General features: G+C 58.8%; 18 protein-coding genes. 9 read left to right on the plus strand and 9 right to left on the minus strand.

The features are described from left to right. Nucleotides 1-521: 521 nt before the first annotated feature. From dnaB to alr, 5 genes are all read right to left on the minus strand, one after another. Nucleotides 522-2,018 (minus strand): replicative DNA helicase, encoded by a 1,497-nt coding sequence (gene dnaB / locus ACE3NW_RS11410; RefSeq protein WP_374283490.1) that lies wholly within the window; start codon nucleotides 2,016-2,018, stop codon nucleotides 522-524. An 8-nt stretch (nucleotides 2,019-2,026) separates the two neighbouring features. Beyond that, a complete protein-coding gene (rplI, locus tag ACE3NW_RS11415; protein WP_374283492.1) occupies nucleotides 2,027-2,533 on the minus strand; it encodes a 50S ribosomal protein L9 in 507 nt (168 codons plus the stop codon). A gap of 10 nt (nucleotides 2,534-2,543) precedes the next feature. Continuing rightward, entirely contained in the window at nucleotides 2,544-2,807 is a 264-nt protein-coding gene (gene rpsR / locus ACE3NW_RS11420) for a 30S ribosomal protein S18 (protein ID WP_374283494.1), read from the minus strand. A gap of 1 nt (nucleotide 2,808) precedes the next feature. Next, nucleotides 2,809-3,117, minus strand: coding sequence for a 30S ribosomal protein S6 (gene rpsF / locus ACE3NW_RS11425; protein WP_374283496.1), 309 nt, complete (start codon nucleotides 3,115-3,117; stop codon nucleotides 2,809-2,811). A gap of 111 nt (nucleotides 3,118-3,228) precedes the next feature. Beyond that, on the minus strand, nucleotides 3,229-4,365 hold the full coding sequence (alr, locus tag ACE3NW_RS11430) for an alanine racemase (protein WP_374283498.1): 1,137 nt from the start codon (nucleotides 4,363-4,365) through the stop codon (nucleotides 3,229-3,231). A 263-nt stretch (nucleotides 4,366-4,628) separates the two neighbouring features. Between alr and tgt the strand changes: the two genes are divergently transcribed. Further along, nucleotides 4,629-5,768 (plus strand): tRNA guanosine(34) transglycosylase Tgt, encoded by a 1,140-nt coding sequence (gene tgt, locus ACE3NW_RS11435; RefSeq protein WP_374283500.1) that lies wholly within the window; start codon nucleotides 4,629-4,631, stop codon nucleotides 5,766-5,768. Between the two features lie 82 nt (nucleotides 5,769-5,850). On the opposite strand, the gene ACE3NW_RS11440 is transcribed toward tgt, so the two are convergent. Together ACE3NW_RS11440 and ACE3NW_RS11445 are read right to left on the minus strand one after the other, a co-directional pair. Beyond that, nucleotides 5,851-6,129, minus strand: coding sequence for a DUF5665 domain-containing protein (locus ACE3NW_RS11440; RefSeq protein ID WP_374283502.1), 279 nt, complete (start codon nucleotides 6,127-6,129; stop codon nucleotides 5,851-5,853). A 122-nt stretch (nucleotides 6,130-6,251) separates the two neighbouring features. Continuing rightward, a complete protein-coding gene (locus tag ACE3NW_RS11445) occupies nucleotides 6,252-6,770 on the minus strand; it encodes a VUT family protein (protein WP_374283504.1) in 519 nt (172 codons plus the stop codon). A gap of 392 nt (nucleotides 6,771-7,162) precedes the next feature. Here ACE3NW_RS11445 and era point away from each other — a divergent pair, with 392 nt between their 5' ends. From era to fliQ, 7 genes are all read left to right on the plus strand, one after another. Continuing rightward, a complete protein-coding gene (gene era, locus ACE3NW_RS11450; RefSeq protein ID WP_374283507.1) occupies nucleotides 7,163-8,086 on the plus strand; it encodes a GTPase Era in 924 nt (307 codons plus the stop codon). Between the two features lie 2 nt (nucleotides 8,087-8,088). After that, a complete protein-coding gene (locus tag ACE3NW_RS11455; protein ID WP_374283509.1) occupies nucleotides 8,089-8,817 on the plus strand; it encodes a YggS family pyridoxal phosphate-dependent enzyme in 729 nt (242 codons plus the stop codon). 75 nt (nucleotides 8,818-8,892) lie between these two features. Further along, nucleotides 8,893-9,537 carry a flagellar basal body-associated protein FliL gene (fliL, locus tag ACE3NW_RS11460; RefSeq protein ID WP_374283511.1) on the plus strand — a complete coding sequence of 215 codons (645 nt, stop codon included), beginning with the start codon at nucleotides 8,893-8,895 and terminating at the stop codon, nucleotides 9,535-9,537. A 152-nt stretch (nucleotides 9,538-9,689) separates the two neighbouring features. Beyond that, nucleotides 9,690-10,235 (plus strand): flagellar motor switch protein FliN, encoded by a 546-nt coding sequence (gene fliN, locus ACE3NW_RS11465; protein ID WP_374283513.1) that lies wholly within the window; start codon nucleotides 9,690-9,692, stop codon nucleotides 10,233-10,235. Next, complete coding sequence (fliO, locus tag ACE3NW_RS11470; RefSeq protein WP_374283515.1) at nucleotides 10,228-10,722, plus strand: flagellar biosynthetic protein FliO; 495 nt, start codon at nucleotides 10,228-10,230, stop codon at nucleotides 10,720-10,722. Before fliN ends, fliO begins: the two co-directional genes overlap by 8 nt. Further along, nucleotides 10,691-11,452, plus strand: a complete 762-nt coding sequence (gene fliP, locus ACE3NW_RS11475; RefSeq protein WP_374283517.1) for a flagellar type III secretion system pore protein FliP — start codon at nucleotides 10,691-10,693, stop codon at nucleotides 11,450-11,452. Before fliO ends, fliP begins: the two co-directional genes overlap by 32 nt. Nucleotides 11,453-11,535: 83 nt before the next feature. Next, complete coding sequence (fliQ, locus tag ACE3NW_RS11480; RefSeq protein WP_374283519.1) at nucleotides 11,536-11,805, plus strand: flagellar biosynthesis protein FliQ; 270 nt, start codon at nucleotides 11,536-11,538, stop codon at nucleotides 11,803-11,805. 485 nt (nucleotides 11,806-12,290) lie between these two features. Here the strand turns inward: fliQ and ACE3NW_RS11485 are convergent, their stop codons facing one another. Continuing rightward, nucleotides 12,291-13,100, minus strand: coding sequence for a TrmH family RNA methyltransferase (locus ACE3NW_RS11485; protein WP_374283522.1), 810 nt, complete (start codon nucleotides 13,098-13,100; stop codon nucleotides 12,291-12,293). Between the two features lie 240 nt (nucleotides 13,101-13,340). Between ACE3NW_RS11485 and ACE3NW_RS11490 the strand changes: the two genes are divergently transcribed. Then, nucleotides 13,341-15,074, plus strand: a complete 1,734-nt coding sequence (locus ACE3NW_RS11490; protein WP_374283524.1) for a LysM peptidoglycan-binding domain-containing protein — start codon at nucleotides 13,341-13,343, stop codon at nucleotides 15,072-15,074. Nucleotides 15,075-15,200: 126 nt separating this feature from the next. Here ACE3NW_RS11490 and ACE3NW_RS11495 read toward each other — a convergent pair. Next, nucleotides 15,201-15,451, minus strand: a 251-nt coding sequence (locus ACE3NW_RS11495) for a hypothetical protein (RefSeq protein ID WP_374283526.1), incomplete at its 5' end; no start/stop codon positions are given.

Below are 15,451 nucleotides of genomic sequence, written 5' to 3' on the forward strand. Positions count from 1 at the left end.
CTTCATTGGCAGACCAGGGAAGGTTCCCGACATAGATGGACTTAGACATGAAACACCCTCTCAAAAAAAACAATCTTCCCGCGCTTACGCCCAGTAAAACGTATTACCGGTACGCGGCCCATGGAAAATATGGAAACACGCTTTGAAGGGCTTGTCAACGAATCGCCAAAAAAAAGTTGGCATTGTGCAAAATCAGGCGGAAAAAACCGGGAAAGCCTCATACTCATTACATAAGTTGCCAAAGAAGCACAGTTTTTTGAAGAGTTGTGCAAATATTCTCAAAATCTGGTGCGGCACAAAAAAACAGTCCACGCAAGGTACACTGTTGCCGTAAACAGGTTGTAAAGAGATATTTGCATTCCTGCTACTTGGATTGGTTAGTCAACCAATAATGAATTGGACAGTTATTGCGTATGAAATAATCACACCCTGATAGCACCGCATTGAACCCGGTGCAGGCGCAAATTTTTGTGGCTGCCATGCAAAAGAGCCGTGCAAAAACGCACGGCTCTTGAATTCGTCTAGGCTCCACCTTCTGAGGGCGGGGGCATCCAGTCTGGGGCGATATCTTCAAACGAGGTGTAGGGCGACATGTACATGAGCTCGGCAACGCCCACGGGGCCGTTGCGCTGCTTGCCGATGATGATTTCGGCAATGCCCTGGGGTGGGCGGTCGGCGGGTTTCTGGAACTTGTACACGTCGTCGCGGTACACAAACATGATAACGTCGGCATCCTGCTCGATGGCGCCCGATTCGCGCAGGTCAGAGAGCATGGGGCGCTTGTCGCTGCGTTCTTCAACCTTGCGGTTGAGCTGCGAGAGCGCCACCACTGGCACGTTCATTTCCTTGGCCAGGCCCTTGAGCGAGCGCGAGATGTCTGAAATTTCCAGTTCGCGCGAGTCGGTGCGGCGGCTGGTGCGCATGAGCTGCAAGTAGTCGACCACCACCATGCCAAGGCCCTTGTCTGCCTTGAGGCGGCGTGCGCGTGCGCGCAGTTCCAGCGTGGTGAGGGCCGGGGTATCGTCAATAAATATGGGCGCGCGGGCAACCACGTCTGCCGCATCGTACAGCCGTTGCCAGTCTTCGTCTGTCAAAAGCGAAGGCCGGCGCAGCTTTGAAAGATCCACCTTGCCCCACACGGCAAGCATGCGCTGCATGAGCTGTTCCTTGCTCATTTCGAGCGAAAAAACAGCCACGGGTATGTTTTGGCGCACAGCGGCATTGAGGGCCATGCACATGGAAAAGGCCGTCTTGCCCATACTGGGGCGCGCTGCAACAATGATGAGGTCAGAGGGTTGCAGGCCCGCAGTCAGCTTGTCCAGGCGGGTATAGCCCGTGGTGACGCCAGTGATCACATCCTTGGCGTCGGCCAGCTTGGAAAGCTTGTCGAACACGCGTTCGAGCAGCTCGCGGGTGGGGGTAAAGTCCTTGCCCGACGTGCGCTGTGAAATGGAAAAAACGGCCTGTTCGGATTCGTCCAGCAGTTCGCCCACCTCGCGCGAGGCATCATAGCAGTTGACGATGATGCCGGAGCAAGCGTTGATGAGGCTGCGCTGCAATGATTTGTCGCGAACAATGGTGGCGTAGTATTCTGCATTGGCGCCAGAAACAACGGCCTGGGCCAGCTCGCCCAGATAGACAGCGCCGCCTGCTTCTTCAAGGGCGTTCTGGCTCTTGAGCTGTTCGGCTGTGGCGATGAGATCGAGCGGGGCAGATTTGCGGTAAAGCTCGAGAAATGCGCGGTAGATCGTGGCGTGCGCGGGAAGATAAAAATCCTCGTCCGTCAGCTGGTCGGCAATGGAGTGCATGAGCTGGGGGCGAATGAACACGCCGCCAAGCACGGCCTGTTCTGCTTCCACACTGTGCGGGGGCACGCGGCGCAGAATGTCGGATTCGGCTTTTTCAGCACTGTGGGTGTGCGCAGAGCGAGACTGGCCGTCTTTGTTGCGGCCCTGCCCAAAAGGCGCGCCCCCGGCCGCGTGGCCGGGGGCGGAATTGCTATCGTTGCGGGCAGCCACGCTAAACCCTACTGGGCTGCCTCGGCTTCTTCAGCGGGAGCCGCCACGGGCTCGTCTTCAACGATGGGCTGATGGTCGGAAACCACCTTCACGGGAACCATGGCAATCACGCTGGCGTGCAGGCGCACGCGAACGGGGTGTTCGCCAAGGGTGCGGATGGGGGCATCCATAAGAATGCGGCGGCGGTCAACATCCACACCAAGGGCGGCAAGGGCGTCGCCGATGATGGTGGTGGTAACGGAGCCGTAAAGTTTGTCGTTGTCGCCCACGTGCATGGGAATGACCACGTCAAGAGCTTCAAGGCGGGCCTGAAGGGCCTGGGCGTCAGAGCGCACGGCGTCCATATGGGCCTGAAGCTTTTTGCGTTCCTGTTCAAAGGCTTTGAGGTTGGCAGGCGAAGCGACCATGGCCAGACCCTGCGGGAGCAGGAAATTGCGGCCATAACCAGCTTTCACTTCAACCACATCGCCAAGAATGCCGAGATTTTCAACGTCGGCGCGAAGTATCAGTTTCATGTGCGCCTCCTTAAATGGTGCTCTTTTTCTTGACGCCGGAATCGTGCGTCGCGGTGTAGATGAGCAGGGCCATCTGGCGGGCGCGCTTGATTTCGCGGGTCAGCAGGCGCTGGTGATGAGCGCAGGTGCCGGTGATACGGCGGGCGATGATCTTGCCGCGTTCAGTGATGAAATCGCGCAGGATATCGGCACGCTTGTAATCCAGGGGCAGCTCTTTGTCGGCGCAGAAGCGGCAAAACTTGCGGCGCGGAGCGAACTTCTTCTTAAAAGCCATGTTAGGCAACCTCCCCGGCCACTTCGTCGGCCAACTTGACGGTCACAAACTTGAAGATGCCGTCGGTAATGCGCACGTTGCGTTCCAGCTCGGCGATAAGCTCGGCGGGTGCATTGTACACGAGGCGCACGTAGTAGCCGCGCATCAGTTTGCGCACAGGGTAGGCGAGGTCGCGCATGCCCCAATTGTCCACTTCCACCATGATGCCCTTCTCGCGCGCAATGATCGCGGTAAGGGCGTTGATGATGCCCTCGCGATTATCGGCGGAAAGCTCCGGGGAAAGGAGCAGCAGGGTTTCAAATTTCCGCATTGGTATTCTCCTTTTGGATTGGCAGCCCGCACCACACGGGGCGCGAGCAAGGAACGAGTCTTATACTTGCGGCAAACTGGCCTGTCAAGCCATATTTTGCGCAAAAGCCCCTTATCCGTAAACGCGCGGGTTCATCCCACCGAAAAGACACAGCACTTCATACGAAATTGTGCCCAGTGTGTCGGCTATGTCCTGCGGGGTTACCGGGGTTTGGCCGGGCTCGGCCGGGCCGCCCACAAGCCATGCCGTGTCGCCCACGCGTACCGGGGGCAGGCCGGTTATATCGGCCATAATCATGCCCATGCACACCCGGCCCACCTGTGGGGCGCGGTATCCGTTGATAAGCATGGCCGTGCGGGTTGAGAGCGAGCGGTTAAATGCCGTGGCATAGCCAATGGCCACCACCGCCACAGTGGCGGGCTTTTGCGCTGTAAACAGACGGCCATACGAAACGCTGCGGCCTTCGGCCACCTGGCGCACCTCAATAACAGGGGCGCTGACGCTCATGGCCCATTCCAGCCCAAGCCGTGCGCCCTTGTCCTGCCATGCGGTTCCTGCAAAGGGGTTGCCGCCGTACAGCGAAATGCCGGGGCGGCAGATTTCGAAATGGGCTTCGGGCCTGCCGATAGTGCCCGCCGTATTGCACAGCGAGCGCTCAATTTCGGGAAAAACCGCGCGCAGCGCGTCAGACATGGCGGTAAAGCGGCGTATTTGATCCTGTGTGTAGGCATCCTGCTCTGGCACATCGGCGCAGGAAAAGTGCGAAATCACCATGGCCGGTGCAATGCCCTGAATGCTGCGCAGGCGGTCGATAACCTGCGGCAGCTCCGCCTCCGAAAATCCCAGGCGGCCCATGCCTGTCTCGCACTTTATGGCCACGCGCAGGGTGCGGCCAGCGTGGCAGTGGGCCGCTGCGCGTTCAAGCTGGTCAAAGTTGCCCACCACCGGGGTAAGGCCCTGCATGACAGCTCCCTGCCAGTCCACATCTGTAAGCGCGCCCAGAAGGGGCACAATGGCCTGCCGCAGCCCGGCATCGCGCAGGACCATGCCTTCTGAAACCGTGCCCACGGCAAAACGCCGCGCGCCCGCCTCGGCCAGCACGCGCGCCACCGGCACGAGCCCGTGGCCGTAAGCATCGGATTTGATAACGGGCATAAGCGCCTGGGGCTGGCCCATGCGGCCAAAATTGCGGCGTATGGCCCCCAGATCAATGTGGCACAGCGATGGTGAAAATGTGCAGTCGCTCACAGGGAATTCCCCTCGTTTCAACTTTGCTGAAGGACGCTCTGCGCGGCAATGCGCGCGCCGCTTGCGCGGCAACGGGGGGGCCACCCGTCCTGTTGTGTTCCCCCGGCGCAACGGCCCCGGCCCCTGCGCTCTACAGCCACAAAGAAAGGCTGCAACCTTAGCAACATTGCCCCAAAGGCACAACAATTTGCCGCAGGCTGGCGCGGGGCCAAAGTTTGCGGCCCCTCTTGCGCCGGGCGGCGCTTGCGGATAATCTGCGCGGCATGTCCCAATCCGTATTTACCATCGAACATACCGACGGAGCGGCCCGCGCGGGCGTGCTGCGCACGGCCCATGGTGTTATTCCCACGCCTATCTTCATGCCTGTGGGAACCGTGGGTTCGGTCAAGGCGCTTGCCCCCGATGACCTGGCCGCCATTGGCGCGCCCATTATTCTGGGCAATACCTATCATCTTTATCTGCGCCCCGGCGATGAACTGGTCCACAGGCGCGGGGGGCTGCACAAGTTTGCCTCGTGGCCCGGCTCCATTCTCACGGACAGCGGGGGCTTTCAGGTTTTCAGCCTGAGTTCGCTGCGCAAGATTCGTGAAGAAGGCGTGGAGTTCCGCTCGCACCTCGACGGTTCAAAACACCTGTTCACGCCTGAAAAGGTGCTGGAAATCCAGCGCAATCTGGATTCAGACATCATGATGGTGCTGGATGAATGCGTGCCTTTTGGCGCGGACTACGCCTATACCGAAAAATCGCTGGCCCTCACCACGCGTTGGGCCAAGCGTGCCATTGAGGCCTACCCGCCGGGCACTGCGCACAACCTGCTTTTTGGCATCACGCAGGGCGGCTTTTATAAAGACCTGCGCGAACGCTCGGTCAACGAGCTGTGCGGTATGGATTTTGACGGCTTTGCCATTGGCGGTCTTTCTGTGGGTGAGCCCAAGGACAAGATGTACGATCTGCTCTACCACACGGCCCCCCTGCTGCCGGGTGAAAAGCCGCGTTACCTCATGGGCGTGGGCACGCCGCTGGATATTGTCACGGGCATCCATGCCGGTGTGGACATGTTCGACTGCGTGCTGCCCACACGCAACGCGCGCAACGGCACGCTCTACACCTCGCTGGGCAAGATCAACATCAAGCGCCGCGAATTTGCCGAAGACGACGGCCCCCTCGACCCCAACTGCCGCTGCTATGCCTGCCGCAATTTTTCACGGGCCTATCTGCGGCATCTGTACGCCAGCCAGGAGCTGCTGTCGTTCCGGCTCAATTCGCTGCACAACCTTACCTACTATCTCGACCTTGCGCGCAATGCCCGTCAGGCCATTGTGGAAGGCCGTTTCATGGACTTTCTGGCAAAGATCACGGCCCTGTATCCAGAGGAAGCCGCCCGCGCGGCAGCGGGATCATAGGCACAGTTGCCGCATCATGCCATACAGTGCGCAGGGGAGGGGAGCTCGGTTTCCTTCCCCTTTTTTATTGGGGGGCGGCCAGCTAGCCGCCCTGGGCCATGCTCATGATCTGCTGCAAAAGCTCGGTGAGATACGGTATGTTCATGCTGATGATACGCGCCAGAATCTTGTAGACAACGGCCAGCACCAATGATGCGCCAATGCTGAACCCAAGCCCTCTGGCAATGCCCGAAAGAAAGTTCAGCCATAATATTCTGCCGGTTTTTTGCGAAAGCTTCACGTATTCGGTCAGGCCCGCATTGTCCAGCCGCTGAAGCAGCAGCTCGGCCTGCGCCTGTGCTTCGTCGTTGTGGGTGTCCATGTGATCCTCGTGCGTTGAAGAATTCCCATAAACTACATGCATATCCAAAAAACAAAAACCCTGCGGCAGATGCACCGCAGGGTTTGAAAATGTGTACGGCCAGCCCGTCTGGCAGGGAAAAATCAGGCCTGCAACTGTTGCGGTGCGAATTCGCGCTGTTCGCGGCGGCGCACCAGCCACCAAACCAGCAGTGACCCGGCCAGTTTGCTCAGGCTCATGGTGATGACCGACCACGGTGTGGCAATGCCGATCATGCCCAGAAACACGATACTGTCGAGGGGCGCGCCCACAAGGCTTGAGATGAGAATGCGCTGCGAGAAGGGGCGGCGGGTAAAGGTGTACACCGCCCAGTCGCCCAGTTCGCCCACGGCAAAGGCCCCGGCGCTGGCCAGCGCAAGCTGCGGGCTGGCCATGAACCAGCTGACCACGCAGCCCACCAGCATGCCCCAGAGCACATGATGCCCAACGCGGCGCTGCGCAAAGTCGCGCACCACAAAAATAAAGCCCACGATGAGCGAAAGGGGCGCCCACATCTCGCCATTGGGCAGCGGAATGAGCGGGGTAACCGTAAAGGCAAAGTTAACGCCAACAATCAGTGCAATGTAGGTAAATAGGCTGAACATGGGCGGCAGAGTAAGCATTGGCGCGGTTATAGTCAAGCAAGGGCGGTTCTGTTGGCCATCAGATTTTTGCCTGCGAGATAAGCATAATAATGATGCGCCCTTCTGGTTGCCTGTGAGGCGGCGATGCTGTGCAGCCGCTGTGCGGCGCCTGCGGTGTCTTGACCGCAGAGCGCGGATGTGGGACAGAAAGCCAGTTATAGTATGTTTCTAGAGTAGTCATACTCTGATTGTGCCGGGCAAAAGCGCGAATCCTATGCCCGCCCGAACGCGGAAGCGCAATTTCTTTAAGATGTTAGCCCGCAGAGGGCGGCTTTTGGCGTGTTTGCGTGCCCGCGCCCTGCAAATTGCCAAGAATTATTCCGTCGCACTTGTCGGCGGTAGAGGCTGGATGCTTCCAGCCGGGAGAAAGAATGTCGGATCAGAACTATCGTTGCGGTTGGGTGGCGCTTATGGGGCCGCCCAATGCGGGAAAATCCACCCTGCTGAACGCCTTGCTCGGCCAAAAGGTCACCATTGTCACGCCCAAGCCGCAGACAACGCGCAACCAGATTGTGGGTATTCTTACGGACGAAAATGCCCAGGTTATCTTTATGGATACGCCGGGGCTTGCCCAGGTGCGCGGCAGGCTGAGTAAAACCATGCTTCAGGCCGTGTGGCAAAGCCTTGCCCAGGCCGAAGTCATCATGCCTGTGCTTGATGCCCACCTGTATATCCGCCACCCCGAATTTCTGGAGCGCGACCTCGCGCCCCTTGCCAAGGCCCTGTCGAGCGACGAGCGCCCCATGGTTGTGGTGGTCAACAAGGTCGATCTGTTCTCCGACAAAAGTCGCATGCTGCCGCTTTTGACGCGCCTGAGCGAAATGTGGCCCAAGGCAGAGATATTCCCCACTTCGGCCCTGAGCAGGGACGGCCTGCCGGATCTGGCAAAGCTTATCCGCTCAAAGCTGCCCGTTGCCCCGGCGCAGTTCCCCGAAGACCAGATTTCCACCGCGCCCCTGCGCTTCATGACCGCAGAAATCGTGCGCGAAAAGCTGTTTTTGCACCTGCGCCAGGAAGTGCCCTATTCCGTGGCCGTTGACGTGGAAAACTGGGAAGAAGACGAAGAGCGCGGGCAAACTGTCATCCATGCCGTCATCTACGTAGGCCGTCCCATGCATAAGGCCATGGTTATTGGCCGGGCAGGGGCTTCCATCAAGCAGATAGGCATTGACGCACGCAAGGAAATTCAGGATCTGGTGGGCGGCAAGGTACACCTTGAGCTGTGGGTAAAAGTGCGCGAACACTGGACTGAAGACGCGGCCTTTTTGCGCGAGCTGGGCCTGATGGCGGAGTAGTCATGGCCGACACACTGCTGCAAGAGCGTTATGCACGGGTGCTTGACCGGCTGGATGCGGCCTGCGCCGCCGCCGGGCGTTCGCGCCAGAGCGTGAGGCTTATTGCTGTTTCAAAGCTGCATCCGGCGGAATCGCTGGCCGTGGTGGCCGCCGCCGGGCAGATTGATTTTGGCGAAAACTACGTGCAGGAAGCCCTGCAAAAAAGGCTTGATCTTGCCGCAGCCCCGGCCACGGCAAGCCTGTGCGCGGGTATTCGCTGGCACATGATAGGGCATGTGCAAAGCCGCAAGGCCCCGCTGGTGGCGGGGGCATTCAGCCTTGTGCATACCCTTGATTCGCGCAAGCTGGCCGAAGCCATGGAGCGTCGGCTGGTTGAGGCCGATGCCCGCCAGCCCGTGCTGTTTGAGGTAAATGTGGGAGGCGAATCGCAAAAATCTGGTGTGATATCTGGAGATTTGCCGGAATTGGCCGATTATGTTCTTGAGCACTGTCCGCATCTGGATGTGCAGGGCCTTATGTGTCTGCCCCCGGTATTTGATGCGGGCGATGCGGCGCGGCCCCATTTTGCGCATCTGCGGAAGCTGCGTGACACCATGCGCACCCGCCTGGGGTTGCCCCTGCCCGAACTTTCCATGGGCATGAGCGGCGATTTTGAAGGCGCGGTGGCCGAAGGGGCCACCATGGTACGCATAGGCACGGATATTTTCGGGCCGCGTCCTGCCAGAGTATGACAGCTTTGGCATGAACCCTGCTTTAAGGGTTTGGGCGGTTCGCGTTCTTGATCCCACAATGTCGGTGGAGTGCGTATGGCGGCCAAAGAAAAAGAAGCAAAGGCCCTGCCGGAAGGGCAGGCGGAAAATCCCAAAAAGCCTTCCAGGATCAAGCGTATCGTCATTATTTTGGCGATTCTGCTCATTACCCTGAGCGGCGCTGGTATTGGTGCTTACTGGTGGTTTTTTATGCGCACGCCTTCTGCGGCCAGTGCTACTGCGCAAGAGACTGCGCCTGCTGATGCCGCTGGCAAGGGTGCAGCCGGGCAGGCCGGTACTGGCGCGGCTGCCGGTGCTGGTGCTTCCGGGCACGGCGGCGCAGCCGGTGCTGGCGGTGCGGGAGATGGCCGTATTGAACGGCAAAGCGATCTGCCCCGCAGTGGCGGGCAGGTCTTGCCCTTGCCGCCCATTACGGTAAATATCTCAGATCCTTCCGGGCGGCGTTACCTCAAGCTGGGTATGGAAGTTGAGGTGAATGCCGATGTTTCGGCCGCCCTTCAGGCCAACAGCCCCAGAATTCGTGATGCCATCATCATGCTGCTGGCGGGCAAGACCTTTGGTGACATTTCTTCGCCAGACGGCAAGGTGCTGCTGAAGGCCGAGGTGGCCGCACGGCTCAACCAGATTTTGGGCGCGCAAAGGGTGATACGCGTCTATTTTACTGATTTTGTAGTGGAATAAACGTGGCAGGCGTGGAGCAGAGGCCCAAGGGCCTTGCGCCAACGCAGGTTTCCATATGTCGGCTTGACGGCTGTGCCCGGTTTGAGGCCAGCATTCCGCTGCGCGGCTGCATGTTTGGGCAATTCGCGCCGGAACAGAGAATGAGGTGACCCATGTCGCAGGAAGATCAAGAAGCCCTGGCAGCCCAGTGGGCTGCGCAACTGGAAGACGAAGCCAACGCGGCAGAACCCGCAGCGGCTGATCCCGCGCCTGCTGCTGGTGGCGGGCTTGATGAGGAAGCCTTGGCGGCCCAATGGGCCGAATCTCTGGCGGCCGATGAAGAAGACAAGGGCCCTGCCTCGTTTGGCGGTGCTGGCGCAGGGCTTGGCGGCCATGCGGTGGACGCGCATTTTCAGGACATGACTGAAATGGCGCGTCAGCCCAAGGACAACAAGCTCAAGCGCGAACTCGACTTTATTCTGGATATTCCGCTTGACGTTTCGGCAGAGCTTGGCCGCACGCGTCTGCTTATCAATGAGCTTCTGCAACTGGGCCAGGGCTCGGTGGTTGAGCTCAACAAGCTGGCTGGCGAACCTCTTGAAGTGTACGTCAACGGCAAGCTGGTGGCGCGCGGCGAGGCCGTGGTCATCAACGAAAAGTTTGGCGTGCGCCTCACCGACATCATCAGCCCCATTGAAAGGGTGAAGCAGCTTGGCTAGCCTGCCCGTACTGCTTGCCGCTGCCGAGGGCGGCCTTGCTGGCAGCGCAGTGCGCGGCACAGTGGGCGGAGCCGTGGGTTCTGCCGCGCAGGAGGCTGCAACTGCTGCAACTGCTGTGGCCGAACCGGTGACAGCTCTGGGGCAGTCTTCCTTTTCGTGGGGCAGCTATATTCAGGCTGTGGGCATCCTGTTCTTACTGGTGGCCGTGATGTGGCTGGCCGTGTGGCTGGCTCGGCGTTATGGCAAATTCAACTTTTTGCCGCGCCCCGGCTCGTTGCCGCGCGACGCTCTGGTTATGGAAGCCCAACTGCCGCTGGGGCCCCGTAAAGGCTTGATGGTGGTACGCTTCTTGAATAAAAGGTTGCTGCTGGGTGTGACAGACCAGCAGATTACCCTACTGACCGAGGAGCAGGCCAAGCATGAGCCAGAAAATGCCGATTTTCAGCAAGTTATGGATGAAGCCCGTCGCGGCGCTGACGGCAGCTAGCCTTATATCGCTTCTTTTGCCTGCATTGGCCCTGGCTGCCCAGGATATTGCCCTGCCTTCCATGCAGCTTACCCTGGCCGGGGGAGCGCAATCGCCAGAAAAGGTATCTGTGCTGCTGGAAATTCTTTTTCTGCTCACAGTGCTTTCGGTTGCGCCGGCCATCATGCTCACGGTCACAAGTTTTACCCGCATCATCATCGTGTTCAGCTTTTTGCGGCAGGCCATGGGCGTGCAGCAGTTGCCCCCCACCCAGATTCTTGCCAGCCTTGCCATTTTTATGACGGTGGTCATCATGTACCCCGTGGGCAAGCAGATCAACGACAACGCCCTGCAACCCTATCTGGCCGAGCAGATCGACTACAAGGTGGCGCTCGACCGGGCGCAGGCCCCTTTGCGCACCTTTATGTTCAAGCACACGCGCGAGAAGGATCTTTCGGTCTTTTATTCCATCAGCAAGATTGAAGCACCGCGCAGCAAGGAAGAAGTGCCCACCATGCTGCTGGCCGCCGCCTATGTTATCAGCGAGCTTAAAACCGCTTTTACCATTGGCTTTCTCATCTACATTCCCTTTCTGGTGCTGGATATGGTCATTTCAAGCGTGCTGCTGGCCATGGGCATGATGATGCTGCCACCCATGATGGTCTCCATGCCCTTTAAACTGCTGCTTTTTGTTATGGTTGACGGCTGGAATCTGCTTGTTGGCTCTCTTGTGAACAGTTTTCTGCTCTGACCGGGGTTTTGCGTGCCGCTTTGGCCCTGTTCTTGCTTAAAGGGTATAGCGTTTCGTACACCGTCAAATTTCAGGAGCAGCCCATGTCCCCAGATTTCGTCATCGGTTTCGGTCGTCAGGCCATTGAGCTTTGTCTGATGATGGCTCTGCCCATGCTGGGCGTGGGCCTGGGCGTGGGTGTTGTTGTGAGTGTTATTCAGGCGGCTACCCAGATTCAGGAAATGACGCTTACCTTTATTCCCAAGGTTGTGTGCATGTTCTTGGCCCTGCTGCTGGCTCTGCCCTGGCTTATGGAGCGCATGATCACCTTTACACGCGACGTGTTCATCAATATTCCCGTCTATATCCGCTAGTTGTCTGGCCAAGCGGGTCTGGTCAAGTGTGCCCGGCCTTATGGGTTTGCCCCGATGACGCTGGCCTGATGACACTGACCTGATGACACTGGCTCAGGCAGCCCGCAATACATTTCTGGCATTTTGAATGCTGAACCGCCCCGCCTCGCTGCGACCACGCACAGGCCGGGCGGTTTTTTGTGCTGAACTGGATGCGGGGCTCCCTGCGGGGCAGGCCGGTATGCTTGTCCTTGGTGCTGGTGATGTAGTGGAAGTATGGCTATTCTGGTGTAACTGTAATTATGGTGTTAAATGGCTGAGCGCAACTGTATAAACTATCTCTAACAAAAATCTAGAAATTGTTTAGCATTGTTTTGTCTGCAATAAAAAAGGAAGCGCTGCTGCGCTTCCTTTTTTATTGCGTCAAGTGCTTGTCTGGAGGCTGCAAAAAAGTCCAATTGTGTTGGCGTGTTTTTTGCTTTGGGGTTTAGCGAGTCATTGAGTTCCTATGATGCAGAATTTTTTGCCCGATGTGCAGCGGCCAGGCCCAACAGAACGGCCCCGGCCTGTGCCACGTTGAGAGAATCAAAGGTTCGGGCAAGGGGAATGCGCAGCGTGTGCGCGCAACGCTTGGCAACGCCAGGGCGCAGGCCTTTGTCTTCGTTGCCCAGCACCAGCACTGCGGGCAGCTGCATGGCCTCGTCAAAGGCATTAAGGCTCGATGGGCCGTCGCCGCCCGCGCCGTAGATGGTCAAACCTGCTTCTTCGGCACTGTCGAGGGCATGGCCCAGATTGGTCACGCGGGTGACAGGCAGTTTTTCCAATGCTCCTGCGGCGGCTCTGCGGGCTGCGGGGCCAAGGTAGGCGCTGTTGTGCTGGGGCAAAATGATGCCCGCGCCGCCCAGGGCATAGAGCGTGCGGCAGATTGTGCCCACGTTGCCGGGGTCTTGCACCTGGTCGAGGGCAACTATGAGCGGCAGGGGAGCATCGTTTACGCCAGCCAGCAGGTCGGCAAGATCGGTAAAGCCGGTGGCGGCCAGCCGGGCCACAACGCCCTGATGCGATACGCCGTCACGACCCTGACGCCCCTGGCCGGGCTGCCCGCCAGCGCGGCACAGTCTGTCCAGGGCGATCTGGTCGACCAGGCTGAAACGTACGTTGTGCTGGCGGCAGAGGTTCAGCACCTCTTGCGCGTCAGCACCGCGCAGGCCTTTTTTGCAGAAGACGCAGTCGATGCGCTGGGGGTCGCTGGAAAGCAGTTCCAGCACGGGCTTGAGGCCCGGCAGCAAGGGGGCTTCTTCGGTTTCGTTGTGCATACGCGCCTCCGGGCAGTGTGCGTTGGCCGTGGGCGGCCATTATTGGATGGAGAAGGTGTGCGGCACAGGCTCGCACCAAGGGAATTTATGTGATATTTTGCGCAGTTGCGCATGTGTGTGGGTTGTCTGCAATCCACGCCATGTCTCGGCGCTCGGATAAAGCAGCGGCAGGCCCATGGCGGCTGTGTACGCATCTTCCCGGCAGATGGCAAGCCGGGGCGGCAAAAGGGGAGGGAACACATGGTTGCAGCATCGGAATGGAATGGATCGGCAATGGCAAGGTTGAGTATCGTGGCTGTTGTCTTTTGCCTGCTGCTTGCCGGGGGCTGCGCCTCGCGGCAGGGTGGGGATTCCGGGCAGGGGCTTTCCATGTCTGTTCCAGACGAGGATACTTCTCCGCCGCTCACCGCCACTGAAACAGCTGCGCTGCAAACCTCCGGGCAGGTGGACAGAAATATTCCCGAAAGCGCCATGCCCGATGTAACCCGCCAGTACAAATACTTTTTGCGCAAGGGACGCCCCACCATGAGCGCGTCGTCCAAAAGGGCCGAGCAGTTTCTGGCCTATGCCAAGCGGGTGTTTCGCTCGCGGGGCATGCCCGAAGACCTGGCCTACCTTGCCATTGTCGAAAGCGGCTACAGGGCCGAGGTGCGCTCCCCTGCTGGCGCTGCCGGGGCGTGGCAGTTCATGCCCTACACCGGGCAGAAATATGGCCTGAATCAGGACTGGTGGACAGACGAGCGCCTTGATCCCTTTAAATCAACCGAAGCTGCGGCAGACTATCTGCAAAAACTTTACGGCGATTTTGGCGACTGGCCCACGGCCATAGCGGCCTACAATGCGGGCGAGGGCAAGATTGGCCGGGCCAAGCAGGGCACGGGCGGGCGTGATTTTTTTGAGATCAAGTCACGCAACCACATGCTGGATGACCGCGCCCAGCTGCGCGATGAAACAAAACAGTATGTGCCACGGTATCTGGCTGTGACCAAGATCATGCGCAACCTTCCCCAGCTGGGCTTTGATCCCATTTATCCAGACAATGCGCCGGGGGTGCTGCGCCTTACGGCCAAGCCGGGCACAGATCTGGCAGCCACAGCCCGCGCCTGCCGTATGGACTGGGAAACGTTTGCAGCCCTTAATCGGCAGCACAAGCGCCCCATCACAGATACGGCGCGTCCTACCTATATATATGTACCCGCCAACCGTGAGCACGAGGCCAGGGCGTATCTTGCCACATCTGCCTGCGCGCCTTACGCCGGGTGGGGGCCTTCTGCTGTGGCCACCAACAGCGATTCGTGGGAAAAAATCAGCAAACGCTGCGGCGTGCCAGTATCCACCTTGCGGGCGGTCAATCCTGGTAATCCCACATTGAAGGCAGGCGAAACCGTGCTGGTTCCCCGTTCTGTCAACATGTCTGCCCAGGCGGTGGCCGCACAGGATGCCAAACCGGTAAAAGGTCAGGAAAAAAACGGAAAATCGTCAAAAAGTACAGCCGACAGGGAGCCGCAGATTACGGCAGCGCGGGTTGTGGCGGCAGATGCCGGGCCACGGCATACGCTGCGGGCCGATGAAACACTTGGCTCTGTGGCGCGCAAATATGGCGTGAGCGTGCAGGATCTGCAAAAGCAGAACGGCATCGTCGATCCGCACAAGGTTCACGCGGGCATGGTATTGCGCATTCCCGCTAGCGGGCAGGCTCAGGCCACGCCCATACCTGTTGTGCCTGCTGCCGCTGCTGCGGGCCGCCCCGTGGTTGCCGGGCCCGATGGTCGCCTTGGCAACAAGCAGGACAAGGACAAGCAGGATAAGCAGGCCAAGGCTGCGAAACCGGGCAAAACCTACACGGTTCAGGCCAATGATACCCTTTGGAAGATCGCCCGCACCTATAATGTGAGCGTGGATGACCTGAAGCGCTGGAACGGCGTGGACGAGAAAAATCTGCGCACAGGTGTCAGGCTGGTGGTGGAGCAGTAGGCGAAACCCGCGCCACAGGCTGATTTGCGCTGCTTGGGAACAATTGTTTTGAATTATTTTGCCTTTGTTGCTTGACAGCGGGCTTTGTTTAAGGCAAATTCCCCCTTCGCGACGAGGGAAAATGGTTTACGGAAACGCAAGCGAAGTAACTTCGCGGAAACGAAAAAAAACGGTTGACACTTGAAGCGAAGGGGAGCATAACCGCTCCTCGCGATTGAAGAAAAGCAGCTGGCTCCACGGTGAAACAAAAAGTTTCACGAAACGGAAAAAAGTTGTTGACTTCGAAAGCAAGCTGGAGCATAAACGCTCCTCGCGCCTTGAGAAAAACGACTGACGGTCGCCGCGAAAAACTTTCGCGAAACGAAAAAAGTTGTTGA

Source organism: Desulfovibrio sp. (assembly GCF_041907885.1).
GTDB lineage: Bacteria > Desulfobacterota > Desulfovibrionia > Desulfovibrionales > Desulfovibrionaceae > Desulfovibrio.

What these genes read in the sequence shown, in the direction of transcription:
- rplI (WP_374283492.1), bottom strand. Translation starts at nt 2,533, where the DNA reads ATGAAACTGATACTTCGCGCCGACGTTGAAAATCTCGGCATTCTTGGC.
- rpsR (WP_374283494.1), bottom strand. Translation starts at nt 2,807, where the DNA reads ATGGCTTTTAAGAAGAAGTTCGCTCCGCGCCGCAAGTTTTGCCGCTTC.
- rpsF (WP_374283496.1), bottom strand. Translation starts at nt 3,117, where the DNA reads ATGCGGAAATTTGAAACCCTGCTGCTCCTTTCCCCGGAGCTTTCCGCC.
- tgt (WP_374283500.1), top strand. Translation starts at nt 4,629, where the DNA reads ATGTCCCAATCCGTATTTACCATCGAACATACCGACGGAGCGGCCCGC.
- ACE3NW_RS11440 (WP_374283502.1), bottom strand. Translation starts at nt 6,129, where the DNA reads ATGGACACCCACAACGACGAAGCACAGGCGCAGGCCGAGCTGCTGCTT.
- ACE3NW_RS11445 (WP_374283504.1), bottom strand. Translation starts at nt 6,770, where the DNA reads ATGCTTACTCTGCCGCCCATGTTCAGCCTATTTACCTACATTGCACTG.
- era (WP_374283507.1), top strand. Translation starts at nt 7,163, where the DNA reads ATGTCGGATCAGAACTATCGTTGCGGTTGGGTGGCGCTTATGGGGCCG.
- ACE3NW_RS11455 (WP_374283509.1), top strand. Translation starts at nt 8,089, where the DNA reads ATGGCCGACACACTGCTGCAAGAGCGTTATGCACGGGTGCTTGACCGG.
- fliL (WP_374283511.1), top strand. Translation starts at nt 8,893, where the DNA reads ATGGCGGCCAAAGAAAAAGAAGCAAAGGCCCTGCCGGAAGGGCAGGCG.
- fliN (WP_374283513.1), top strand. Translation starts at nt 9,690, where the DNA reads ATGTCGCAGGAAGATCAAGAAGCCCTGGCAGCCCAGTGGGCTGCGCAA.
- fliP (WP_374283517.1), top strand. Translation starts at nt 10,691, where the DNA reads ATGAAGCCCGTCGCGGCGCTGACGGCAGCTAGCCTTATATCGCTTCTT.
- fliQ (WP_374283519.1), top strand. Translation starts at nt 11,536, where the DNA reads ATGTCCCCAGATTTCGTCATCGGTTTCGGTCGTCAGGCCATTGAGCTT.
- ACE3NW_RS11485 (WP_374283522.1), bottom strand. Translation starts at nt 13,100, where the DNA reads ATGCACAACGAAACCGAAGAAGCCCCCTTGCTGCCGGGCCTCAAGCCC.
- ACE3NW_RS11490 (WP_374283524.1), top strand. Translation starts at nt 13,341, where the DNA reads ATGGTTGCAGCATCGGAATGGAATGGATCGGCAATGGCAAGGTTGAGT.